The following is a 22,819-nucleotide window of genomic DNA, read 5'->3' on the forward strand; positions in this document are numbered from 1 at the left end:
GCGATGGCTAACTTTGCCTACAAGGGGCGTGACAGCCAGGGCAACGCCACCAGTGGCGTGGTCGAAGCGGCCAACGAGATGGCCGCCGCCGAGCTGCTGATGCGCCGCGGCGTGATGCCCACCGAGCTCAAACCGGGCAAGGCCAAATCCGCTGCCATCGACTGGTCACTGTTGCTGGAAGGGGGGGGCAAGCTGGATGAGCTGGTGATCTTCAGCCGCCAGATGTATGCCCTGACCCGGGCCGGGATCCCGATCCTGCGTGCCATCGCCGGGCTGGAGGAGAGCACTCACAGCAAGCCGCTCAAGCGGGCGCTTCATTCGCTGGGGGAAGATCTCGGCAACGGTCGCCCGCTTTCGAGCTCGATGCAGGCGCACCCCAAGGTATTCAGCAGCCTGTTTGTCGCCATCATCCATGTGGGTGAGAACACTGGTCAGCTGGAAGAGGCCTTCTTGCAGCTCGCCAACTATTTCGAGCTGGAGCTGGAGACTCGCAAGCGGATCAAGACCGCCATGCGCTACCCCAGCTTCGTGATGATCGCCATTGGTATCGCCATGGTGATCCTCAATATCATGGTGATCCCGGTGTTTGCCGGCATGTTCGCCAAATTCGGGGTGGAGTTGCCGCTGGCGACCCGCATTCTGCTTGCCACCTCGCACTTTTTTGTCAACTACTGGTGGCTGCTGCTAGCCATTCTGGCTGGGATGGTGTTCGGTTGGCGCCGCTGGGTCGCCACCACCAAGGGCAAGCTGACCTGGCACCGCTGGCAGCTCAAGTTGCCGATCGTCGGCACCATCATAGAGCGCTCCCTGCTGGCCCGTTTTGCCCGCAGTTTTTCCATGATGCTCAAGGCAGGGGTGCCGCTGAACACGGCGCTGACCCTGGTGGCCGATGCAGTAGATAACGCTTATATGGCGGGGCGGGTACGGGATATGCGCGCCGGTATCGAGCGGGGCGAGAGCCTGCTTCGCACCGCCAGCAGCAGCGGCCTGTTCACTCCGCTGGTGATGCAGATGATCGCCGTGGGGGAGGAGACCGGTCAGGTCGATGACCTGCTGCACGAAGCGGCCGAGTATTACGAGCGGGAGGTGGATTATGACCTCAAGAGTCTCACCGCCCGCATCGAGCCGATCCTGATCGGGATCGTGGCGGTGATGGTACTGATCCTGGCACTGGGTATCTTCACCCCCATGTGGGACATGATGCGCGCAGTTCGCGGCAAGTAACTCGGCATCTTCACGCCTGAGTGGTGGGACATGATGGGAGCTGTAAGAGGCAAGTGATCGGTGGAGTCGAGGGCTGGATGAGCAGACAGACGCAGCAAGATGATCGCTGGCTGACCGGATATCGGCGGATCGCCGTGATCATTCTGCTGATGATGATTGTTGCTACGTTGGTGCGTAGCTATCAGGGCCACCGGGAAGAGGCGCAGCAGCTCACCCTCACTTTACTGGGGGAGCAATTTGCCGAGCGGGCACAGCGTTTGCACGGCATTTGGCTCGATGAACGGCGTCCGCAGACACTGCATGTCGCCGGCAAGGGGTGGCAGTTTGATGCCCGAGGGTGGCCCCTGGGGCTGGTGCCGCTGCAATCCCCTTCGGAAAATTGCCGTCAGTTGTGGCTGGCTCTGATGGGTGAGACGAAGGGGGGCATGCCTCCCCTGCAGGTTCTGGCCCGCCCCGATGGCAATGGCTGCGAGATGGGGTGGGATGGTTATTGGCTGGTTTATCAGTTTTCTGACGGGCGGGTGATGAAAAAGCCTTGAATGAAACTAATCATATGACCCAACTACATGATTTTTTTGGGCCTGCATGAAATAATGTGGGGCATTACGGAGGGAGCATGACAATGAAACCAATGGCACCAACAATGCCGGAAAACGGGATGAGGAGACAGTCTGCCGGCTTTTCCCTCATTGAGCTGGTGATCGTTATCGTGATCCTGGGGATCCTGGCGGTGACTGCACTGCCGCGCTTTCTCGATGTGACTGACGAAGCGAAAAAGGCCAGCGTGGAAGGGGTCTCTGGCGGTTTTGCTACCGGCGTTTCGCTGGTGCGGGCGCAATGGGAGGCGGAAGGTCGCGCCAAACAGGACAGTCTCAATACCGTGTTCTATGACGGTAGTCGCTTCTATCTGACCACACCGACCGAGACCCAGGTCAGCAACGGCGAGCTGTCGCCCGGCTATCCGATGGATACCATTGCAAGCGGTAATCCCGATGTGGATCCGGCCAATCTGACCGCCGAACGTTGTCTCAATATTTGGGAGGGGTTACTGCAAAACCCGCCCAAGGCTACGGCCAGCTTCAATGAAGTGCGCGGTAGCGGCAATGACCTGAAATACTATGCCACAGTAAGCAGTAATGGACTGGATTCGGTCTGCCGTTACTATTTGGTCAATAGTTTGAGTAAGGGCAGTGATGGCAAGTATCAGGATCCGCAAGGCAAGACTGATGCATTTATGAGTTTCAGTTACCGTCCGGCGTCCGGTCAGGTGACCACCAATATTAACTGACAGAGGAAAGTGAAATGAAAAAACAGGCGGGTTTTACCCTGATCGAACTGGTTATCGTGATCATCATTCTGGGTATTCTGGCGGTCACCGCTGCACCCAAGTTCCTGAATCTGCAGGATGATGCTCGTAAGTCTGCTGCACAGGGGGTGCAAGCTGCATTGCAAAGTGCTTCAGGTTTGGTTTACAGCAAAGCGGTACTAAGTGGATATGAGACCAATGCTGGACCGATCTCTATGGCAGCCCCAATCGAAAAAGTTGCTGTAGCATATGGGTATCCGACTGCTGCGACAATCAGTGAAGCGGTGTCCCTGGATGGCTGGCAAGTGTCCGGCGCTGTTTCTAATAACACGATCACTTTTGTACCGAATGGTAAAGGTGATAGCTGTTCTGTGACTTATAAACAAGTGACAGTTTCTAGCGGTACGCCGACTATCAGCTTGGTTGGCTGTAAGTAATTGGACGATGGGAAGGGTGGGAGTCAATTCCTGCCCTTTCTGTTTATATGTTCGATTCAACTCATAAGGGCTTTACCCTGATTGAACTGGTACTGGTGATCCTGTTACTCGGGATTCTGGCCGCCTTTGCCGTGCCGAAATGGCTGGGCAAAGGCGGCTTTGAAACTCAAACCGTGCGCGACGAGCTGCTGACCCGGCTGCGGCTGGTACAGACCGTCAATATGCATGAGCCCACCAACCGCTGTACCCAGCTGGTGGTTGCCTCTCCCCGTTTTGCCCACCGAACTTATGCTGCGTGTCCCGCCAGCGATGATCTGGATACCAATAGTGGCTGGACTCCCCAGTTGGAGACCCGTGGTCGACTGGTTACGCCCTCTGCCGGTATCTCCATCTCCCTAGATAACAACAACCGCTTCGTGCTGCGCTTCGATCAGATGGGCAGACCGCTAGGCAACTGTGCCAACGGTTGTACCTTGCTGGTGAGTGATGGTCGCGAGACCAGTCGTATCAAGATTGAGTCAGAGGGGTTTATTCATGAGATCCCTTAAGCGCGGTTTCACCCTGATTGAGCTGATCGTTGGCATAGTGCTGCTGGCGGTGGCCTTGACCGGCATTCTTGGGTTACTCATCAATCAGTCGCCGCAGTCGGTGGATCCGGTGCAGCAGGTGCGGGCCGCTCAGCTGGCCCAGCGCCTCTCCGGCGAGATCTTGCAAAAGTCGTTTGATGAACATTCGGATCATAACGGTGGTCGTTATCGTTGTGGCGAGCAGGTGGCAGGGGTGACCATCTCTTCCTGCTCCACCAGTTATGGCCCTGATGGCGAGCCCGCATCCTATGCCTATAACGATGTGGATGATTTCGATACCGCAGGTAACTGGGTGGATGCCAACACCCTGACTCAAACTGAGGTGGGAATCAGCAGCGAGGAGTATCGCAACTATCAGGTGAAAATTGCGGTGAGCGGAGCCGATTTTAGCGACGGCACCGTCAAGAGTTGTGCCGCCCCCTGCTCTGTGGGCAAGCGTATTGATCTGCAGATCAAACTGCCGGATCAGAGCGTGCTCGACTTCTCCTTCTATCGGGGGAATTACTGATGGATCGCTCCGCTGTCGGGGGTTGCCTCTCTACCAGAATATCAGCGCCCCTAGCCAACTCCGGCGCCAGATTACGCCTGGCGGCTAATCGAACCCACCGCAAACCTCGGGGTAACCGTGGCTTTACTCTGGTCGAGCTGGTGATGGTGATCCTGCTACTCGGGATAATGGCGACCTTTACCAGCCAGTTTATCGGTATCGGTACCCAGATTTATGGCGATGCCAGCAGCCGTGAGCAGCTGATGAGCGATGCCCGCTTCGCTATGGAGCGGCTTAACCGCGAACTGCGCGATGCGGTGCCGGGATCGGAGCGGATCGAGACGACTGGCGGGACATGGGACGACACCGGTGCCTGTTTGCGGTTCTGGCCCATCAGCACCTCGAGCCGCTATCTGGCGCTTAACCGCGCCATGTCTGGGAGCACGTCCACCCTTGAGCTGGTGATGGCGACCCCGGCTTCTGCTGCCAATCCGCTGGATGTGGATGCCACCGCCGTTAAAAAAGACGATCAGCTGATAGTATTCCCCGTGCCGGACAAAAATGTCGGTTCGCTTACGGCAGGCTGCGATTATGGCCGCTGCGTAGCCAAGGTTACGGATGTGCTGACGCCCGTATCCGGAGCGCAAACCATCCGCTATACCAGCACCGAGAGTCTGACTGGCCTCTCTCCCGGCAGCCGGGTCTACTTTGCCAACCAGCAGGTTCGCTACTGTGTGGAAGGAAACACGCTGACCCGTGCCACAGCCCCCATTGGAGCATCCTTACCTGCACAGGGCGTGTTGATGGCGGACTCCCTTCGTATTGGCACCTTCTATAGGGAAACCTCGGCGTTTAACGCCGAAGGGGAGTTTGGCATGCGCTTTGTCTTCGAGCGCAAGGGGGGGTCGGTCACCTTCAACCACAAGATAGAGGTGTTCAATGTGCCCTGATCCACAGGCTTTCGGACGGATGCGAGGCAGTGCCTTGATGATCGCCCTGTTTGTGATTGTGGTGATGGCGCTGCTGGCGGCTGCAATGGGCCGTTTTCTGGTCGATAGCGGCGAGAAAAATACCGTGGAGGTGCGCAGCGTGCGTGCCTTACTGGCCGCCCAGAGCGGTCTGGAAGTGGCACTCTATCGGTTGTTCCCCAAGCGCACGCTTGCCCAACCGAACCCACCTGCGGTCTGCCTGGCAAGCAGCCCACTGAGCTTTGCCAGCAATCCAGGGCTGACCAACTGTCAGGCTGTGGTTCGTTGCGCCACGGTGCCGGTGACCTATAACGGATCTGTGACCAATGGCTATCGTCTCGAGAGTGTCGGAACCTGTGGCAGCTCGGACCTTAACAGTGCCAACCCTGATTTTGCCGTGAGCCGAACCCTGATGGTTGAAGCTTATGATGGAGGAGCGCCGTGAATCGTGATGGCGATGATGTCGGTTGTGTTAGTCACTTCTGGCTGGAGTGGTTATCGCTGTTTCAGTGCAAGTCATTCGCCTGCACTTTGTACTGACGATCGATATTGTGGCAGATGATACAAGTGGAGAGGAAAGTGATGGATTTTAAATGGCTGGTTGGTTTATTACTTTTCTGCGGTACAGCTGTGGCGCAACAATATAATTTATCCATCAATCAATACCCACCATGTAATACCACATGGCAAAAGTCAGGAAATGTTTACACCTGTACTGGTGGTAATGGTCAGGTAACATTAAACGACGGTGATGTGATTGTCGCTAGTCAAGATTCAACGCTGAGTGCAGATGCCGGGATTTCTCTCACGAATAACAAGATTGGCAGTGCCTCAAGTAGAATAAACCTTAAGGCTAATTTTGGTGGCATTGTATCTCAAGGATATCAAAACACCATATATGGTGATGTTTTAGCTGGTGGCTCAAATATTACACTGAACAATATCTACTTATACGGAAGTATTACTACCAGTGGAAACGTGTCGCTAAACTCGGGAGTTGTTCAGGGAAATATCACCAGCAGTAGTAACTCTGTCAGTGTGACTAATGTGCAGTTATCAGGAGATATCAGTGCAAATAGTTCGTTGACGATATCTGGCGGAACTTATAGTGGTAATATTACCATGCGCTCAAATAATCCAGTGACGTTCAACTCAGTTAATATGACTAGTGGAAGTGTCTCTGGGGCTAGCTCTTTTAATGCAACAGGTAGCCAACTGGGATCTCAGGGAAGTCCTGTCATTATCTCGACCACATCAAATAATATCACTGTTACCAATTCTACGGTTTATGGAAATCTGACTGCTGCAACAAATAATGCCGGTGGGGTGGTGAATGTCAACAATAGCTCTGTGACTGGTACTTGCCTACCAGTGTCAAATCCGGTAAATGCTTGTGTCCCGGCACCTGTTGCCTTGTATCAGCTTGAAGAGAGTAAGTGGACTGGTGTTGCAGGAGAAGTCAAAAACGCTGTTGCTGATGTGCTACATGGTCGCGCAATGAGGGGCGCGAAAACTAATACTGTGTCGCCTGCATTACCTGCAAACGCGAATAATCTTGGTACTTGTGGTTATGGTGAGTTTACTGGCAGCAGTAATCAATATATTGAAGTGCCACATGACGCTCGTCTGTCATTTTCCAATCAGTTAACTGTTTCTGCTTGGGTATATCCGGTAAGTCGGCCATCAGCTGGTAATTTGTATTCTATCGTGTCAAAAGATGGCAACTATGAGTTTCATCTGGATAGTCAAGGCAGAGTGTTCTGGTATTGGGAAAGAAGTTCTGGCGTGAACCAGACACTGACAACAAACACCAAAATACCGTTAAATACATGGTCCCATATAGTCATTCGCTATGATGCAATGGCTGCTGGCAATCAACGTCAAAAAATATATATCAATGGAGTCGCTGATACAGCTAGAGGTAATGATGGAAACTCGTTAAGAGCAAATACACAAAATTTGGAGATTGGCCGAGATTATATTGATAGTCGCAGCTTTAATGGCCGAATTGATGAGGTTGCTATTTATGGTTCGGCCCTGTCTGACACTCAGATAGCTGAGTTATATAGTCAACGTCATCCCTGTGGTGGCTCGACATTGATTTGTGAGACCGATGATTTCTCCCTGCCGCTCGGTGATAGGTGGGCCGTCAAGCAGAGTGCTGGAGGATTTATACCATCCATTACAGCAGACCGACGTTTACGGATGACACAAGCCAGCACGGGACAAGCAACCTCTGCGACTTATCAGCGGCTATTTCCTGCTGCTGGCAATCTGGTGACGCTGACATTTAATCACTACGCCTATGGTGGCACGAGCACTGGTGCAGATGGTATGACCGTTGTGCTTTCTGACGCGTCGGTGACGCCACAGCCAGGTGCTGCGGGGGGGCCCTTGGGTTATGGCCATTATCAACCGAGTAACTCACCTGGATTTGCTGGCGGTTGGCTCGGATTTGGCTTGGATGAATATGGCAACTTCTCATCCTTTGGGGGGGGGGGGAAGTGTGGGCTATCGCCCGCAATCGGTTGTCGTGCGTGGCTCGGGATCCAATTTTTCCGGATATAACTATCTGCGAGGCACCTGTAATAACGGAACTACCAATGTTAATACCAGTTGCTTGAGTCCAAAGGTAGATGGTAACGGTAGCGCCAACCATCGTTACCGTCTGACGATTGATTCACGAACCAGTGGGCGAGCGATGGTCAAAGTAGAGCGTGATACGGGAAGCGGGTTTATCTCTCTTATCGATTCGTTTGATGCGCTGGATCCTGCATTAGGGCAAAGTCCGTTACCGCAAGACTTTTATGTGTCATTGACAGGTTCTACAGGTGCCCTGACCAATATTCACGAACTCGATAACGTAGAAATATGTGCGCTGAAATCAAGAGAGGTAGGCGTTCAGGTAGATCATTTCGAGTTGCAGTATTCGGGTCAACCTCTGACCTGCAATCCGGAAGAGATCACTATCAAGGCGTGTGCAAATCCAGATTGCAGTCTGCTGATTACCGAACAAGTTGCTGTTTCCTTGTTGCCACAGAGTCTCCAGGATGGTGGTTGGTACCCACTGTCTGGTGCCAACAATGTGAGTGGCAATACGGTGACCTTTACCGGTGGAACGGGCAAAGTTTTGTTGCGTAACAATACTCAGACCCAAGTGACGTTGGGCGTGAACAATTCCGTTCCTGCTGTCAAACCACTCAGTGAAACCTTGTGCAAGGCCGGGGCCGGTACGCCCAGTGCGGCAGCCTGTACCCTGAACTTTGCCGATAGCGGCTTCTTCTTTGATGTGCCTGATACTTATTCCAACCAGCCTCAGGATGTGACTATCAGTGCGGTCAAAAAAGACGATATTACCAAGCAATGTGTGCCCGGATTTACCGGCGTGAGGTCTGTCGGCTTTTGGGGAACGTACAACAATCCAAATACCAATAGCTTTGGTAGCAAGATCTCCATCGATGGCAACGCCATTGCAACTTATGCCGCCAGTGTTCCTTCACCAACACCAACCACCCTCAACCTGACTTTTGATAATCAGGGTAAAGCGACCTTGAAAAAAGTGACCTACCCGGATGCGGGTCAGATGCAGTTTTCAGCCAGTCATAATGGCAGTGGTGAGACGGCGGGTCTGGTGATGACGGGGTCCGACACGTTTGTGGCTCGCCCGGTCGGTCTGTGCATCACGCCCCCGCAAGGGGTCTGCGCGGCAGGTGACAGCAGCTGTCCGGTATTCAAAAAAGCGGGGGAAACGTTCCAGGTAGATATCAAGGCGATGGCCTGGGAATCCGCCAATGATGGGGATATCTGCGTAGGGAATCAGACTACGCCCAACTTTGCCCTGCCCAATATTGCTCTGGGCAGTACGCTGGTGGCACCCAATCCGGGCACCAATGCAACGCTGGGTACTACCGCCTATAGCCATGTGGCTGCGGCCAACAGTGCCAATAACGTTAGCCAGACCGTGAGCGAGGTGGGAGTGTTCCGGATGACGGCGACGCCACCGGCGGCAAAGTCGCCAGAAGGAAGCACTATATCTACGGGCTATTTCGGCTACACCATCCCTCCCGCCAGCAGCATGCCGGTGGGCCGCTTCGTACCCTGGGATTACAGTTTGAGTAATGGTTTTATCACGCCTGCCTGCAATGCCTTTACATATATGAGCCAGCCCTTTGCCAGCGGTTTTGTTCTCACTGCACGCAATCTGCAGAAAGGGACGACAGAGAACTATCAGGGGGCGTTCGCTAAAGGGGTTGCTGAGATGGTGGCTGCCAATGCTCTGGATGGGGTTGCGCGAGACAAGCGTATTACACTATCTCCCTCGCTCAGCTGGGCAAGTGGTATTGCGAGCGTTAATCAGCAGTCACCTTTGGGGCTGAATACCCGCTTTGATCGTGCAGCGAGTCCAGAAGCACCTTTCGCCACGTTGAGCTTTGGTCTCAAAGTCGATGATAAGGATGGCGGGAATACACTGTTGGCTAATTCAAATATGAATACTGCTGTCGCTGGGACATGTTCCGGATCGGGGTGTAATGCGGTGCTGCTGGGTACTCAAAAACTGTTGTACGGCCGCTTGCAGGCTGGTACGGCGGCCGGCCTGGCCTCGGCGCCGCTGGCCATTCCACTGCAGATGCAATATTACGAAGGGGGCAACTGGCTGCAAAACAAGGAAGATCAATGTACCCAGCTCTCTTTGGCCAATCAGAGGTTCACTTTCCTCAATCCGAGTCACACCTTTGATGCGGCGACTCGCGAGCTGAATCTGGGGGCGGGTCGCAAGATCAAGCTGGGGTTGGGTAGTTCTGCACCGGGTGGGGATGCTGCACTGGCGAAAGACGGAGAGATCCTGTTCCACTTTGCCAAGCCGGACATCTCGGTGCGCATTCCCTACAAGGTCGATTTGGCAAAACAGCCATCATCGCCACTCTGGTTGTCTGACCCAACGAGTGCCAATGACGGCAACCTGCAAGGTGAGGCCATTTTCGGCTCCAGCCGGGGTAATGACAGAATTATTTATCGGCGCGAAGTATTGCAGTAATTGATGTGTAAGGGGGGTTGGCTCAACAGCATCCCCCTAAATCCTTGTTTATTAGTGTTTGCAAGCGTGTGCGGGTGAGTGATGACTCGCATTTTTGTCGCGCCTGATTGATTGGCGACAGTTTGAGCGCTTGCCCATTGGGGTGGGCATTGGTAAAGTTAGCCGGTTTTCTGCACCTCCAAATTCTTAGGATTTCCCGTAGCCATGTTCAAAAAGCTCAGAGGCGTCTTTTCCAACGATCTGTCGATCGATTTGGGAACTGCCAACACCCTGATCTATGTAAAAGATCAAGGGATCGTCCTTAACGAACCCTCAGTTGTCGCCATTCGCCAAGAGCGCGGGAACGCCAAATCGGTCGCTGCTGTCGGTCATGCCGCCAAGCAGATGCTGGGCCGTACCCCGGGCAACATTTCCGCAATCCGCCCGATGAAAGATGGCGTGATCGCCGATTTCTACGTGACCGAGAAGATGCTGCAGCACTTCATCAAACAGGTTCACGACAACAACTATTTCCGCCCCAGCCCGCGTGTGCTGGTGTGTGTACCGTGCGGTTCCACCCAGGTTGAGCGTCGCGCCATCAAGGAGTCCGCACTGGGCGCCGGTGCCCGCGAGGTCTACCTGATCGACGAGCCTATGGCTGCTGCCATCGGTGCCGGCCTGCCGGTATCCGAAGCGACCGGTTCCATGGTGGTTGATATCGGTGGTGGTACCACTGAAGTGGCCATTATCTCTCTGAACGGTGTGGTCTACTCCCAGTCAGTCCGTATCGGTGGCGACAAGTTTGACGAAGCGATCATCAGCTACGTCCGTCGCAACTACGGCAGCCTGATCGGTGAAGCGACTGCCGAGCGCATCAAGCACGAGATCGGCTCCGCCTATCCGGGCGAAGAGGTGCGCGAGATTGAAGTCCGTGGCCGCAACCTGGCTGAAGGTGTACCGCGCAGCTTCACTCTCAACTCCAACGAGATCCTGGAAGCGCTGCAAGAGCCGCTGTCCGGTATCGTTGCTGCCGTCATGGTGGCGCTGGAGCAGTCTCCGCCCGAGCTGGCTTCCGACATCTCCGAGCGCGGTATGGTGCTGACCGGTGGTGGCGCACTGCTGAAAGATATCGACCGTCTGCTGATGGAAGAGACCGGCATTCCTGTCGTCGTGGCCGAAGATCCCCTCACCTGTGTGGCCCGTGGCGGCGGCAAGGCGCTGGAGTTGATCGATATGCACGGTGGCGATCTGTTCCACTACGAATAAGACCCAAAGCCGGCCAGCGTGCCGGCTCTTTTTTGACGACCCATGAAACCCATTTTTGGTAGAGGCCCTTCGCTTCAGTTACGGTTGTTTCTCGCCGTCATCATCTCCATCGCTGCCATCGTCGCGGATTCCCGCTTCGGTGTGTTTACCCATGTCCGCGTCTACCTCAGTTCGTTAGTCAGTCCCCTGCAATACATGGCCAATGCGCCCGGCACCCTGCTCGACACCATGTCGACCCAGGTGCAGACCCGCGCCGATCTCATCGAGCAGACCAAACAGCAGGAGCAACAACTGTTCACCCTGCGTGCCCGCCTGCTCAAAATGGATCAGCTGGAGCACGAGAACCAGCGGCTGCGTGAGTTGCTCGGTTCGCCGGTACACAAAGAGTCCCGCAAGATGGTGGCCGAGCTGCTGTCGGTGGACTCCGACCCCTTCAGCCATCAGGTGCTGATCAACAAGGGGGCACTGGATGGCGTCTACAACGGTCAGGCAGTGATCAACGATCAGGGTGTGATTGGTCAGGTGCTCCATGTGGGCTCCACCACCAGTCGCGTGCTGCTGATCACCGACTCCAGCCACGGCATTCCGGTGCGGGTGCTGCGCAACGATTTGCGTGCCATCGCTTCCGGCAGTGGCGAGCTCGACAAGCTTGAGCTGCGCAACCTGCCGCGCAACACCGATATTCAGGTGGGTGATCTGCTGGTCACCTCGGGTCTGGGTGGCCGCTTCCCGGAAGGTTATCCGGTGGCGACAGTGACCCGCTCCGAGTATGTGGAAGGCAAGCCTTTCGCCCAGGTCGAGGCCAAGCCGCTGGTGGAGCTGGACAGGCTGCGCTATCTGCTGCTGCTGTGGACCGACAAGAAGCCTGAAGTACATGATGAGGATGGCGAACGGGCGGCTCCCGCTGCGTCCGCCGCAGGAGCCACTCGCTGATGCTAGAACCCGCCAGCGGCAGGATCTGGATCTGGATCTCGATCCTGCTGGCCTTGAGCCTGTCGATCCTGCCGCTTCCTTTTGAATTTGACCCCTTCCGTCCGGACTGGCTGGCCATGGTGCTGATCTACTGGGCGCTGGCCTTGCCGCACCGGACCAACGTTGGCACCGCCTGGGTGGCGGGCCTGCTGCTGGATGTGCTGCTTGGCAGCACCCTCGGCGTGCGGGCGATGGCGATGGCCATTACCACCTATCTGGCGGCCTTCCAGTTCCAGAAGATCCGCAACTTCTCCCTCTGGCAGCAGGCACTGATCATCGGTGGCCTCTCGCTGGTGGGTAAAATGACGGTATTCTGGGCCGAGCATCTGTTCAGCCAGGCCAGTCTCAACTTCTCCTACTTTTGGTCGACGTTGACGACGATGCTAATATGGCCCTGGGTGTTTCTGGTGCTGCGCAAGGTGCGGCGCCGCTTCAATATCAGGTAAATATGAACAAAAACAACGAACCACAACTCTATCTCGCCTCGGCTTCTCCCCGTCGCCGTGAACTGCTGACCCAGATTGGCTACCGCTTCGAGGTGCTGAAACTGGATGTGCCCGAGCAGCGGGAAGAGGGTGAAAAGGCGCAGGATTACGTCTGCCGTCTCGCCCGTGACAAGGCGATGGCGGGCGTGGCGTGTGCGCCGACGGCGTTGCCGGTGCTGGGTGCCGACACCATAGTGGTACTGGGCGACCGGGTACTGGAGAAACCGTCCGATCTGCTTGATGCCAAAGATATGCTGGAGTCCCTCTCCGGCAAGGTGCATCAGGTGATGACGGCGGTGGCGCTGGCCAACAAGGATCGTTGTGACGTGCGTCTGGTCACCACCAACGTGGCGTTTCGCAAGCTGGACGAGGCCGAGATCGAGGCCTACTGGCAGACCGGTGAGCCCTGTGACAAGGCCGGGGCTTATGGCATTCAGGGTATTGCGGGCAAGTTTGTCAGCCGCATCGAAGGGAGCTATAGCGCCGTGGTCGGCCTGCCCCTGCTGGAGACAGACCTGCTGATCAAGCATCATCTGGAACAGCTCAAATAATTTCCCGTCAGCTGTGCTCTGCTGCGTTTCTCCCTTGCGCGCGTTGTACCGGATTGGCTCTATAGAATTCAAAACTGGAACAGGCAAGGTTACTTATGTCGGTAGAACTGCTGGTTAACGTTACCCCCTCCGAAACCCGGGTCGCTCTGGTCGAAAACGGTCTGCTGCAGGAAGTGCATGTAGAGCGTCAGGCCAAACGCGGCATCGTGGGCAATATCTACAAAGGCAAGATCAGTCGGGTGCTGCCCGGCATGCAGGCGGCATTCGTCGATATCGGCATGGACAAGGCGGCGTTTCTCCATGCCTCCGACATCGTGCCGCACACCGAATGTGTGGCGGTGAAGGAGAAGGAGCAGTTTCAGGTCGGCAACATCGCCGAGCTGGTGCGTCAGGGGCAGGACATCATGGTGCAGGTGGTGAAAGATCCGCTGGGTACCAAGGGTGCCCGTCTCACCACCGATATCACCTTGCCATCCCGCTATCTGGTCTTTATGCCGGGCAGTGCCCACGTCGGTGTCTCCCAACGTATCGAGTCCGAAGCAGAGCGGGAGCGCCTCAAGCGTACCGTAGCTGGCTATGTGGACGAGCTGGGTGGCTACATCATCCGCACCGCTGCCGAAGGGGTGGGGGAGCAGGAGCTGGAGCAGGATGCTGCCTTCCTGAAACGGCTGTGGCGCAAGATCCTCGAACGCAAGCAGAAGTATCCACCCTGCAAGATCCTCTACGAGGATCCCAGTCTGGCATTCCGGGTAGTGCGCGACTTCGTCGGTGCCGAGCTCGACAAGATCCGCGTTGACTCCCGCCAGAGCTTCGATCAGCTCAAGCGCTTCACCGAAGAGTACGTGCCTGAGCTGGCCAGCAAGCTGGAGTACTACCCAGGCGAGTCGCCGATCTTCGATCTCTACGACGTGGAGAACGAGATCCAGCGGGCGCTGGAGCGCAAGGTAGAGCTGAAATCCGGCGGCTACCTCATCATCGACCAGACCGAAGCCATGACCACGGTGGATATCAACACCGGCGCCTTTGTCGGCCATCGCAATCTGGAAGAGACCATCTTCAACACCAACGTCGAGGCGACGGCGGCCATCGCCCGCCATCTGCGCCTGCGCAATCTCGGCGGCATTATCATCATCGACTTCATCGACATGCAGTCCGAGGATCACCGCCGCCGAGTGCTGCACAGCCTGGAGCAGGCGCTGTCCAAGGATCGCGCCAAGACCAACGTCAACGGCTTCTCCCAGCTCGGTCTGGTGGAGATGACCCGCAAACGCACCCGCGAGAGTCTGGAGCATGTGCTCTGCTCCGAGTGCCCCGAGTGCAAGGGGCGCGGCCGGGTCAAGACGGTGGAGTCGGTCTGCTTCGAGATCCTGCGGGAGATCATCCGGGTCAATCGTGCCTACGATGCGGATCAGTTCACCGTCTACGCCGCGCCTGCGGTGGCCGACTACCTCCATGGCGAGGAGTCCCACAGTCTGGCTGAGCTGGAAGTGTTCATCGGCAAGCAGGTGCGGGTAGTGAGCGAACCCCTCTGTGGTCAGGAGCAGTTCGACGTGGTGATGATGTAATTGGTCTATCGCTGGCTGAGTCGGGGCTGGTTGGCCCTGGGGGTCCTGTTCGTACTGATGGCCATGCTGGTCACCTTGGTACGGGTCGGGGGCCCTTTGCTGAATCAATACCGAGAGAGTCTGATCCACACTCTGCTGGGCGATTCACAACTCAAGGTCAGCGTGGAGCAAGTGGGGCTGGACTGGACACAGTCCGGGCCCGCCCTCGAACTGCAGCAACTCGCCATCGCCCCGGATTCGGGGCGTTTTGCCGTACAGCTCGGCAAAGCCTGGGTGCATCTCGACTTCTGGCGCACCATTAACGAGCTCAAGCCGGTGTTTGGCGAGCTGATCCTGAGCGATGGCGATATCACCATCGACTTGCGCCAACCGGCTGACGAGAGCCCCTCCGGCGATCCTCAGCAGGGCGCCCTGCTGCGCTTTCTGCTGACCCAGCTCTCTACCTTCGATGTGCACAACACCCGTCTCAGCGTCACCACCTCCCTCGGTGATCTGCGCGCCCTCGACATCGCCCAACTGCGCTGGCAGAACCGTGGCAAGCGCCATCAGGGGGTCGGCAAGGCTTACCTCATCAACGGGGTGGGCGAGAGCACCCTCGATCTGATTCTGGATGTGGACGCCCCGACTGCCCGGCTCGATCGCCTCAAGGGGCAACTCTATCTGGGGGCCCGCCAGCTCGATATCACCCCGACCCTGGCCAAAATCCATGCGGGCGAACCCAAGGTTGCCGGTCAGCTCGACTTCCAGCTCTGGAGCGAGTTTGACAGCGGCAAGCTGGGCAATACCCTGCTGGCGTTTGGCAACAATTACCTGATCTGGAAGGATCCCAAGAAAGGGGATATGCACCGTTTCGGCCTCGATGGTGGCAAGATCCAGCTGCGCCGTGAGGGCACCGACTGGCAACTGGCCAGCCACAACGTCAACTTCAAGCTGGACGGCAAACCCTGGTTGCAGAGCCGCTTGCAGCTGGAGCGGATTGGGGATCGGGTGCAGGGCTATCTGCCCAGCATAGAGTTCGACAAGATCACCCAGATCAGTCAGCTGGTCTCGGCGCTCTACCCCACACTCTGCGAGACCCTGCGCCAGACCAATCCGCAGGGTTCGGTGCAGGATCTGACGCTGCTGGCCAATGCCGATTGGCAGGATCTCTCCCTCAGTGGCCGCTTCAGCAAGGTGCGTCTCAAGGCGTGGCAGGATATACCCGGGATGCAGGATCTCAACGGCGAGTTCTGGCTTACCCCGACCGGCGGTAGTGCCAGATTGGCGCTGGCGAACGACAAGGTGGATCCCGCCCGTCACTTCAAGATGCCGATCCCGGTCGACAACTTCTCGGCCCGCCTCGACTGGTGGCGCGAGGAACAGGGCTGGGTGCTCTACGGGCAGGATATCGCGCTGGATAACCCGGATCTGACCCTGTCCAGCCGTTTTCGCCTCGATCTGTTCGAGCACCCTTTCCTGGCCCTGACCGGCCGCATCGATGTGAAGAATGCGGGCCATGCGGATCGCTACTTCCCGCTGCAGGCGATGGACAAGGGGCTGGTGGATTACCTGAGCGGCGCCATCAAGGGGGGCAAGGCCAAGGGGGCCGACCTGCTCTGGTATGGCGAGTTCAGGGACTTTCCCTACGACAACGGCAAGGGCATCTTCCAGGTGGCGGTGCCGCTGGAGCAGGCAACCTACGAGTTCTTCCCCGGTTGGCAACCGCTTACCGACCTGCAGATCGATCTCTTGTTCCAGAATGCTGGCCTCGATATGCGCAGCCGTTCCACCAAACTCGGCAAGGCGAGCTCCGACTCGGTGCATGCCTGGATCCCGGATCTCTCCCCCGGTGCCCATCTCTATGTGGATGCCAAGGTGCAGGGGGAAGGCAAGGCCATCAGCGACTACCTACAGGACTCCCCGCTGGGCAGTTCGGTAGGTCAGGCGCTGCGGGAGATCGAGATCCGCGGCCCGATGGCCGGTTCGGTCAAGCTCGATATTCCTCTCGATGGCGAGAGCGAGGTGAAGGCGAGCGGCGATGCCACCTTCAGCAACAACAAGGTGCGGGTTGCCAGTCTGGATCTGCCGCTGGAGAAGGTGCAGGGGCGCCTCGAATATGACAACGAGCAGACCCGTTTCAGCAACCTCAAGGCGAGCCTGTGGAACCAGCCGCTGACCCTCGACTATCAGGGGCGCCAGCATCCGGATCACTATCAGGTCGACCTCGATTTCAAGGGGCAGTGGGATAGCCGGCGTCAGCCCACTGCCATCTCTTCGTACGGTATCCTCAACGGTCGCAGCAACTGGGGCGGCAAGCTCGGGTTGACCCTGCCCGAGAGCAAGCCGCTGCGCTTCCAGCTGGCGCTCGACTCCAACCTGCAGGGGATGGGGCTGGATCTGCCGCTGCCGCTGGCCAAGAGCAGCGCCAGCCGGCTGCCGCTCAAGGTGATCGCCCGTGGCCGGGATGGCAGCGCCGACATTCGCGCCGTGCTGGGGGCTGATGTGGATATGCAGACCCGACTGGTCTACGGCGAAGGGGTGCCTTATCTCAGTCGGGTGCGGGTCGATGTGGGTCAGCCGGGCGCCCGGGTAATGCGCGATGCCCCCATGCTGCTCGCCATCAACCAGCAGGAGGCCGATGTGGGCGGCTGGCTGGCGCGACTCAAGCAATGGCTGCCAGCGCAGAACCAGACTGGCAATGCGGTGGTTGGCCCCGCCTTCCTGCCGCAGGAGTGGTGGGTGGATGGACAGCTGGCTCGCGCCTATATCGGCAGTGCCACCCTCAAGGCGGCGCGTTTCACCGTGGGGCCGACCAATCAGGCGACCGAAGTGATGATCGACAGCCCCGATGTGATGGGGGTGATCCGCCTGCCCGCAGTGGCCAATCGCCCGGTGGATGCCAAGTTTGCCCGCATCTACTGGTCCGGCAAGAGTTCGGATCTCAGCCCGGATCCCGATGCCAAGCAGGATAACGCCATCATGGCATCCATCCCCTGGTTGAAGGTGAGCTGTGTCGATTGCCGCTTTGGCGCGTTGCCGCTCGGTGAAGTGAAAGGGGAGCTGGTGCCCGGCGCCAACAAGGTGACCCTCAAGGGGCTGGATGTGCGGCTGGCGGGGAGTCAGCTCACCGGCAGCGTCGACTGGCTGGCCGATGGCAACCGGATGCAGACCCGCGCCCGTGGCAAGCTGACCAGCAACAACAGCGAGCTGCTGCTCAAGCGGCTCGGCTACACCTCGCCCATCGGCGATGCCCCCGGCTCCCTCGCTTTTGATCTGAACTGGCAGGATGTGCCCTATCGCCCGAGCCTGCCGACTCTGGGGGGAAGTGCCAACTATCAGCTGGAGGGCGGCACCCTGCGGGAGGTCAACGATAAGGGGGCGCGACTGCTCTCCCTGCTCAGCCTCGATTCCCTGCTGCGCAAGCTGCGGCTCGATTTTCGCGATGTGTTCGACAAGGGCTTCTACTTCGAATCCATGTCCGCCTCTGCCACCATCAAGCAGGGGCAGGTCAGCAACGATGATTTCTATATGAAGGGGGCGGCAGGCAACCTGCGCGGCGAGGGGATCGCCGATCTGGTGCGCTGGCGGCTCGACTACGAGCTGAGCTTCTCTCCCAATCTGGGGGGCACCCTGCCGGTGGTGGCGGCCTTCTCCATCACGCCGGTCACGGGTCTCTATGTGCTGGCCCTCTCCAAACTGCTGGAGCCGGTGGTGGATGTGGTGACCCGCATCGATTTTCGCATCTCGGGCCCGCTCGACGCACCCAAGCTGATCGAGGCGGGGGCGCGATCGCGCGCGCATCAAGCTCAACCAGCAGCAGAAAGAGGCGGTTGACGCCGTTGCCCCCGGCCTGCCGACCCAAGAAGTGACCCCTTTCCTGCTGAGCCCCAAACACGCAGGGCCCGCTCAGCGCTGAACGAGCGGCCCGGCACCATCACAAGGAGTGAGCCATGATCCGACATATCCTGCTGATCGCCTTCAAGCCGGGCACCCAGCCTGCCCAGATAGATGCGGTGCGTAACGCTTTTCTCGCCATTCCCCATCAGGTCAGCGGCGTGACCGCCGTAGAGTGGGGGGAGAATGACAGCCCGGAGGGGAGGGATGGTGGCTTTACCCACAGCGTACTGATGACCTTCGCCGACGAAGCGGCTCGCCAACGCTATCTGCCCCATCCTGATCACGATGCCCTCAAGGCCATCTTCCGTCCGTTGCTGGAGCGCATCATAGTGCTGGATTACACCCTGCAGGCGGGGGATGCTGTCACCGTCTGATGGTCCAATCTACAAGGCAAGGCAAGCGACAAGGAGAACGTCATGTGGTTAGCCGCAATACAGCTGGTATCTGGCCGTCACTGGCAGGATAACCGGGAGCAGATCGCCGCCGAACTGGCGGCCTTGCCCAAAGAGCGGCCGCTGCTGGTGCTGCTGCCGGAGAACTTCGCCCTGTTTGGCGAACGGCAGGGTTATCTGGATGGGGCCGAGGCCATAGGTGAGGGCCCGATCCAGCAGCAACTGGCTGAATGGGCCCGCGATTATGGCATCTGGCTGGTGGCCGGGGCTATGCCGACCACCATCGCAGGTTCCGACCATATCCATACCAGCTCGCTGGTGTTTGACCCAAGCGGTGAGCTCAGGGGCCACTACCACAAGATCCACCTGTTCGACGTGGATGTGGCGGACAATCACGGTCGCTACCGTGAGTCGGAGACCTTCAGCCCGGGGGAGGCGCCTGTGTTGGTGGACTCTCCCTTTGGTCCCCTCGGCCTCTCGATCTGTTATGATCTGCGCTTTCCCGAGCTCTACCGCCAGTTGGCCCGTGCTGGTGCCCGCGTGCTGCTGGTGCCTGCCGCCTTTACCGCCGTGACCGGCGAGGCGCACTGGGAGCCGCTGCTGCGGGCCCGCGCCATCGAAAACCAGTGCTACGTAGTCGCTGCCAATCAGGGCGGTACTCATGAGACAGGGCGCCAGACCTGGGGCCACAGCATGGTGATCGACCCCTGGGGTCGGGTGCTGGCGAGCAAAGAGTCTGGGCGCGGCACTGTGCTGGCGCAGATGGAGCCCGGGCTTATCGATGAATTGAAATGTACCATGCCAGTGCTGCAACACGCCCGTTTGCTCTGATGGTGTGGTGAAAAATTGAAACGCAGCCGTTTGCCCGTGCTGGAGCATGCCCGTTTGTTGTGATGGTGCGGCTTGTTGCCAACCCGTCGGCAAGACGATTTAAAACAGCTCGTTACGAGAGTGGAGAAAAAGATTGAGTCTATTGAGCCAGGTTAGTGCCTCCCTGTTGGCCCCGAATGACCTCGACGAAGGGCGCCTGCAGCAGCTGCTCGGCAGCCTGATAAGCCATCAGGTGGAGTTCGGCGATCTCTATTTCCAGCGCAGCTGGCACGAGTCCTGGATGCTGGAAGATGGCATCGTCAAGGATGGCAGCTACAACATCGATCAGGGGGTCGGGGTGCGCGCCGTCAGCGGCGAGAAGACTGGCTTCGCCTACTCGGACGAGCTGAGCCTGCTGGCGCTGCAACAGTCGGTGACTGCCGCTCGCGGCATCGCCGCAGCCGGTGCTCACGGCAAGGTGAAGGCGTGGGCGCGCACCGAAGCGAACCTGCTCTATCCGGCCATGGATCCGCTGCAGACCCTCGACAAGCATCAGAAGATCGCCCTGCTGGAGCAGATGGACAAGTTCGCCAGAAGTCTGGATCCCGCAATCAATCAGGTGATGGCCTCCATCAGCGGCGTCTACGAAGAGGTGCTGGTGGCCGCCACCGACGGCACCCTGGCCGCGGATGTGCGTCCGCTGGTGCGGCTGTCTGTGACCGTGATCGCCGAGAAGGGCGATCGCCGCGAGCGTGGCAGTGCCGGTGGCGGTGGCCGCTTTGGTTACGACTGGTTCCTCGAACTGGACGGGCTGGAGAGCCGCGCCTTTGGCTATGTGCGTGAAGCGGTGCGTCAGGCACTGGTCAATCTGGAAGCCATCGACGCGCCAGCAGGCACCATGCCGGTGGTGCTGGGCTCCGGCTGGCCCGGCGTGCTGCTGCACGAGGCGGTGGGCCACGGTCTGGAGGGGGATTTCAACCGCAAGGGATCTTCCGCATTTGCTGGCCGCATCGGCGAGCAGGTGGCCTCCAAGCACTGTACCATCGTCGATGATGGCACCCTGCCGGGTCGGCGCGGCTCCGTCTCCATCGATGACGAGGGCACACCGGGTGGTTATAACGTGCTGATCGAGAACGGCATTCTCAAGGGTTACCTGCAGGACAAGCAGAACGCCCGTCTGATGGGGGTACCGCTCACCGGCAACGGGCGCCGCGAATCCTACGCCGCCATGCCGATGCCACGCATGACCAACACCTATATGCTGGCGGGTCAGTATGATCCGGCCGAGATCATCGCCTCGGTGAAGAAGGGGATCTATGCCCCCAACTTCGGCGGCGGTCAGGTGGACATCACCTCCGGCAAGTTTGTCTTCTCTGCCTCCGAGGCTTACCTCATCGAGGATGGCAAGATCACCGCTCCCATCAAGGGCGCGACCCTGATCGGCAACGGCCCTGAGGCGATGAGCCAGGTCTCCATGGTGGGCAGCGATCTTGCGCTGGATCGCGGGGTTGGCATCTGCGGCAAGGAGGGGCAGAGCGTGCCGGTCGGTGTCGGCCAACCTACCCTTAAACTGGATCAGCTCACCGTAGGTGGCACTTCGTAGGTTGGGTTAGCCGCGCAGCAGCGTAACCCGACGCATTCAAACCCCGGCTCTTGCCGGGGTTTTGCTATTCAGGGAACCACAGGCAACAAAAAGCCCCGGTCGTTGGACCGGGGCTGGCGGGTTATTCGGTATCAGTTGACGGATATGGCGCGGGCGTCGATGAAATAGCGAGCGTTACCCTGTTTGTCGATCTGGATTTTGGCTACCAGCTGCTCTTGATCTTTATATTCCCAGCGTTGCTCGATCTTGGCGAGGGATGGGCTCGCAATCCCAACCACGTTCAGGTACTCGTGAAACAGGCTATGGCTCCCTATTTCGGTCAGCATCTTGTCCATCTGCATACTCTCCTGAAGTTGAGTGGGTATTCATCAACAAACCTATCAGCGTCCATCTGAATAAAGTCTGTATGAAAAACAAACTAACTCATTTGTGTGTCAATAACATGATCAGGAACAAGATCAGTGCAGATCGTCAGGGACTTTTTGATACCGTTTTCAATCAGAGCCGGTGGGCTTTTGCGGCAACTGATCAAACGTGCCGGAAGCCTTTGGGAGCGCCGGTGCGGTTTGCACGGTCTGGCCGCCGTGGAATACCGGATCCTGTGCCACTTCCTTGATGCCGTTGATGCAAAACTGCATACCCATGCAGACCAGCAGGAAGCCCATGATACGGGTCATGGCATCGATGCCGGTGGCGCCCAGGATCTTGCAGACCGGATCCGCCAGCTTCAATACTCCCCAGCTGATCAGGCTCATCAGGGCAAACGCCGTTACCACACCGGCGTAGATGGTGAGGCGGTTGTACTCGTCAGGCAGCTCGGCAATCTGGGCTGCTCCGCTTATTACCAGCGCCATGGTGCCCGGCCCGCACATACTGGGCATGGTGAGCGGTACGAAGGCAATGCTCTGGTTTATATCGACCCCGCTCTGCTGGCTGGGGGCGGGGAACAGCATGCGAAAGCCGATAAAGCCGATGATGAGGCCACCGGCCAGGCGCAAGCCCGGAATGGAGATCCCGAACAGATCCAGGATCGAGGATCCGATAAAGAAGGTGATGCAGAGGGTGCAGAACAGATAGATGGCAGCCAGATTGACCTGACGGCGCACGTGTTCGCGCGACATCCCCTTGCTCAGTCCCAGCAGCAGGGTGGCCGTGGTGGGCGGGTTGACCATGGGCAGCAGCGCCAGCAAGGTGAGTAATACGACCTGAAAGAACATCTTGAGCCTCGGATAAAGAGTTGGGAGCCATGGGGCGATGCGGGTGGCAGGCCCCAGAG

General features: G+C 58.0%; 20 protein-coding genes and 1 pseudogene. 19 read left to right on the top strand and 2 right to left on the bottom strand.

Annotated features, from left to right (window positions below; genetic code table 11):
- Positions 1-3: 3 nt before the first annotated feature.
- The 19 genes and pseudogenes from ACTG2J_RS01760 to tldD all read left to right on the top strand — a co-directional run bounded on the left by ACTG2J_RS01760 (position 4) and on the right by tldD (position 21,543).
- Positions 4-1,224, top strand: a complete 1,221-nt coding sequence (locus ACTG2J_RS01760) for a type II secretion system F family protein (RefSeq protein ID WP_439997114.1) — start codon at positions 4-6, stop codon at positions 1,222-1,224.
- A gap of 77 nt (positions 1,225-1,301) precedes the next feature.
- A complete protein-coding gene (locus ACTG2J_RS01765; RefSeq protein ID WP_429022718.1) occupies positions 1,302-1,763 on the top strand; it encodes a hypothetical protein in 462 nt (153 codons plus the stop codon).
- Between the two features lie 77 nt (positions 1,764-1,840).
- On the top strand, positions 1,841-2,512 hold the full coding sequence (locus ACTG2J_RS01770; RefSeq protein ID WP_113740381.1) for a prepilin-type N-terminal cleavage/methylation domain-containing protein: 672 nt from the start codon (positions 1,841-1,843) through the stop codon (positions 2,510-2,512).
- Between the two features lie 14 nt (positions 2,513-2,526).
- Positions 2,527-2,967 carry a prepilin-type N-terminal cleavage/methylation domain-containing protein gene (locus ACTG2J_RS01775; RefSeq protein ID WP_110304186.1) on the top strand — a complete coding sequence of 147 codons (441 nt, stop codon included), beginning with the start codon at positions 2,527-2,529 and terminating at the stop codon, positions 2,965-2,967.
- A gap of 47 nt (positions 2,968-3,014) precedes the next feature.
- A complete protein-coding gene (locus ACTG2J_RS01780; protein WP_113740382.1) occupies positions 3,015-3,515 on the top strand; it encodes a prepilin-type N-terminal cleavage/methylation domain-containing protein in 501 nt (166 codons plus the stop codon).
- A complete protein-coding gene (locus ACTG2J_RS01785; protein ID WP_201990954.1) occupies positions 3,502-4,062 on the top strand; it encodes a prepilin-type N-terminal cleavage/methylation domain-containing protein in 561 nt (186 codons plus the stop codon). Before ACTG2J_RS01780 ends, ACTG2J_RS01785 begins: the two co-directional genes overlap by 14 nt.
- Entirely contained in the window at positions 4,062-4,991 is a 930-nt protein-coding gene (locus tag ACTG2J_RS01790; RefSeq protein ID WP_174218738.1) for a PilW family protein, read from the top strand. The genes ACTG2J_RS01785 and ACTG2J_RS01790 overlap by 1 nt, the downstream gene beginning before the upstream one ends.
- Positions 4,992-5,028: 37 nt before the next feature.
- Entirely contained in the window at positions 5,029-5,454 is a 426-nt protein-coding gene (locus ACTG2J_RS01795; protein ID WP_113740384.1) for an MSHA biogenesis protein MshP, read from the top strand.
- Positions 5,455-5,591: 137 nt separating this feature from the next.
- Positions 5,592-7,577, top strand: coding sequence for a LamG-like jellyroll fold domain-containing protein (locus tag ACTG2J_RS01800; protein ID WP_439997893.1), 1,986 nt, complete (start codon positions 5,592-5,594; stop codon positions 7,575-7,577).
- A gap of 133 nt (positions 7,578-7,710) precedes the next feature.
- Positions 7,711-10,044, top strand: coding sequence for a DUF6701 domain-containing protein (locus ACTG2J_RS01805; protein ID WP_439997115.1), 2,334 nt, complete (start codon positions 7,711-7,713; stop codon positions 10,042-10,044).
- A 204-nt stretch (positions 10,045-10,248) separates the two neighbouring features.
- Positions 10,249-11,289, top strand: a complete 1,041-nt coding sequence (locus ACTG2J_RS01810; protein WP_005340051.1) for a rod shape-determining protein — start codon at positions 10,249-10,251, stop codon at positions 11,287-11,289.
- A gap of 42 nt (positions 11,290-11,331) precedes the next feature.
- A complete protein-coding gene (gene mreC / locus ACTG2J_RS01815) occupies positions 11,332-12,222 on the top strand; it encodes a rod shape-determining protein MreC (protein ID WP_005340053.1) in 891 nt (296 codons plus the stop codon).
- A complete protein-coding gene (gene mreD, locus ACTG2J_RS01820; RefSeq protein WP_005340054.1) occupies positions 12,222-12,707 on the top strand; it encodes a rod shape-determining protein MreD in 486 nt (161 codons plus the stop codon). Before mreC ends, mreD begins: the two co-directional genes overlap by 1 nt.
- Positions 12,708-12,709: 2 nt before the next feature.
- On the top strand, positions 12,710-13,297 hold the full coding sequence (locus tag ACTG2J_RS01825; RefSeq protein ID WP_323950371.1) for a Maf family protein: 588 nt from the start codon (positions 12,710-12,712) through the stop codon (positions 13,295-13,297).
- Positions 13,298-13,392: 95 nt separating this feature from the next.
- A complete protein-coding gene (gene rng / locus ACTG2J_RS01830) occupies positions 13,393-14,862 on the top strand; it encodes a ribonuclease G (protein ID WP_005340056.1) in 1,470 nt (489 codons plus the stop codon).
- Positions 14,863-18,757: pseudogene (locus ACTG2J_RS01835) on the top strand (YhdP family protein).
- Positions 18,758-18,791: 34 nt separating this feature from the next.
- Positions 18,792-19,112, top strand: a complete 321-nt coding sequence (locus ACTG2J_RS01840; RefSeq protein ID WP_113740385.1) for a Dabb family protein — start codon at positions 18,792-18,794, stop codon at positions 19,110-19,112.
- Positions 19,113-19,154: 42 nt separating this feature from the next.
- The gene (locus ACTG2J_RS01845) at positions 19,155-19,961 is read left to right on the top strand and encodes a carbon-nitrogen hydrolase family protein (RefSeq protein WP_113740386.1); all 807 of its coding nucleotides are present in this window, start codon (positions 19,155-19,157) and stop codon (positions 19,959-19,961) included.
- A gap of 133 nt (positions 19,962-20,094) precedes the next feature.
- Positions 20,095-21,543, top strand: coding sequence for a metalloprotease TldD (tldD, locus tag ACTG2J_RS01850; RefSeq protein WP_439997116.1), 1,449 nt, complete (start codon positions 20,095-20,097; stop codon positions 21,541-21,543).
- Between the two features lie 131 nt (positions 21,544-21,674).
- On the opposite strand, the gene ACTG2J_RS01855 is transcribed toward tldD, so the two are convergent.
- Both ACTG2J_RS01855 and ACTG2J_RS01860 read right to left on the bottom strand, forming a co-directional pair.
- On the bottom strand, positions 21,675-21,878 hold the full coding sequence (locus tag ACTG2J_RS01855; RefSeq protein ID WP_005340062.1) for a hypothetical protein: 204 nt from the start codon (positions 21,876-21,878) through the stop codon (positions 21,675-21,677).
- Between the two features lie 159 nt (positions 21,879-22,037).
- Positions 22,038-22,760, bottom strand: coding sequence for a MarC family NAAT transporter (locus ACTG2J_RS01860; protein WP_005348656.1), 723 nt, complete (start codon positions 22,758-22,760; stop codon positions 22,038-22,040).
- Positions 22,761-22,819: the final 59 nt, after the last annotated feature.

The organism is Aeromonas sp. 6P (assembly GCF_051919525.1).
Lineage (GTDB): Bacteria > Pseudomonadota > Gammaproteobacteria > Enterobacterales > Aeromonadaceae > Aeromonas > Aeromonas veronii.

Coding starts and splice junctions, on each gene's coding strand:
- ACTG2J_RS01760 (WP_439997114.1), top strand. CDS start 4: ATGGCTAACTTTGCCTACAAGGGGCGTGACAGCCAGGGCAACGCCACC.
- ACTG2J_RS01765 (WP_429022718.1), top strand. CDS start 1,302: ATGAGCAGACAGACGCAGCAAGATGATCGCTGGCTGACCGGATATCGG.
- ACTG2J_RS01770 (WP_113740381.1), top strand. CDS start 1,841: ATGACAATGAAACCAATGGCACCAACAATGCCGGAAAACGGGATGAGG.
- ACTG2J_RS01775 (WP_110304186.1), top strand. CDS start 2,527: ATGAAAAAACAGGCGGGTTTTACCCTGATCGAACTGGTTATCGTGATC.
- ACTG2J_RS01780 (WP_113740382.1), top strand. CDS start 3,015: ATGTTCGATTCAACTCATAAGGGCTTTACCCTGATTGAACTGGTACTG.
- ACTG2J_RS01785 (WP_201990954.1), top strand. CDS start 3,502: ATGAGATCCCTTAAGCGCGGTTTCACCCTGATTGAGCTGATCGTTGGC.
- ACTG2J_RS01790 (WP_174218738.1), top strand. CDS start 4,062: ATGGATCGCTCCGCTGTCGGGGGTTGCCTCTCTACCAGAATATCAGCG.
- ACTG2J_RS01795 (WP_113740384.1), top strand. CDS start 5,029: ATGATCGCCCTGTTTGTGATTGTGGTGATGGCGCTGCTGGCGGCTGCA.
- ACTG2J_RS01800 (WP_439997893.1), top strand. CDS start 5,592: ATGGATTTTAAATGGCTGGTTGGTTTATTACTTTTCTGCGGTACAGCT.
- ACTG2J_RS01805 (WP_439997115.1), top strand. CDS start 7,711: ATGGTCAAAGTAGAGCGTGATACGGGAAGCGGGTTTATCTCTCTTATC.
- ACTG2J_RS01810 (WP_005340051.1), top strand. CDS start 10,249: ATGTTCAAAAAGCTCAGAGGCGTCTTTTCCAACGATCTGTCGATCGAT.
- mreC (WP_005340053.1), top strand. CDS start 11,332: ATGAAACCCATTTTTGGTAGAGGCCCTTCGCTTCAGTTACGGTTGTTT.
- mreD (WP_005340054.1), top strand. CDS start 12,222: ATGCTAGAACCCGCCAGCGGCAGGATCTGGATCTGGATCTCGATCCTG.
- ACTG2J_RS01825 (WP_323950371.1), top strand. CDS start 12,710: ATGAACAAAAACAACGAACCACAACTCTATCTCGCCTCGGCTTCTCCC.
- rng (WP_005340056.1), top strand. CDS start 13,393: ATGTCGGTAGAACTGCTGGTTAACGTTACCCCCTCCGAAACCCGGGTC.
- ACTG2J_RS01840 (WP_113740385.1), top strand. CDS start 18,792: ATGATCCGACATATCCTGCTGATCGCCTTCAAGCCGGGCACCCAGCCT.
- ACTG2J_RS01845 (WP_113740386.1), top strand. CDS start 19,155: ATGTGGTTAGCCGCAATACAGCTGGTATCTGGCCGTCACTGGCAGGAT.
- ACTG2J_RS01855 (WP_005340062.1), bottom strand. CDS start 21,878: ATGGACAAGATGCTGACCGAAATAGGGAGCCATAGCCTGTTTCACGAG.
- ACTG2J_RS01860 (WP_005348656.1), bottom strand. CDS start 22,760: ATGTTCTTTCAGGTCGTATTACTCACCTTGCTGGCGCTGCTGCCCATG.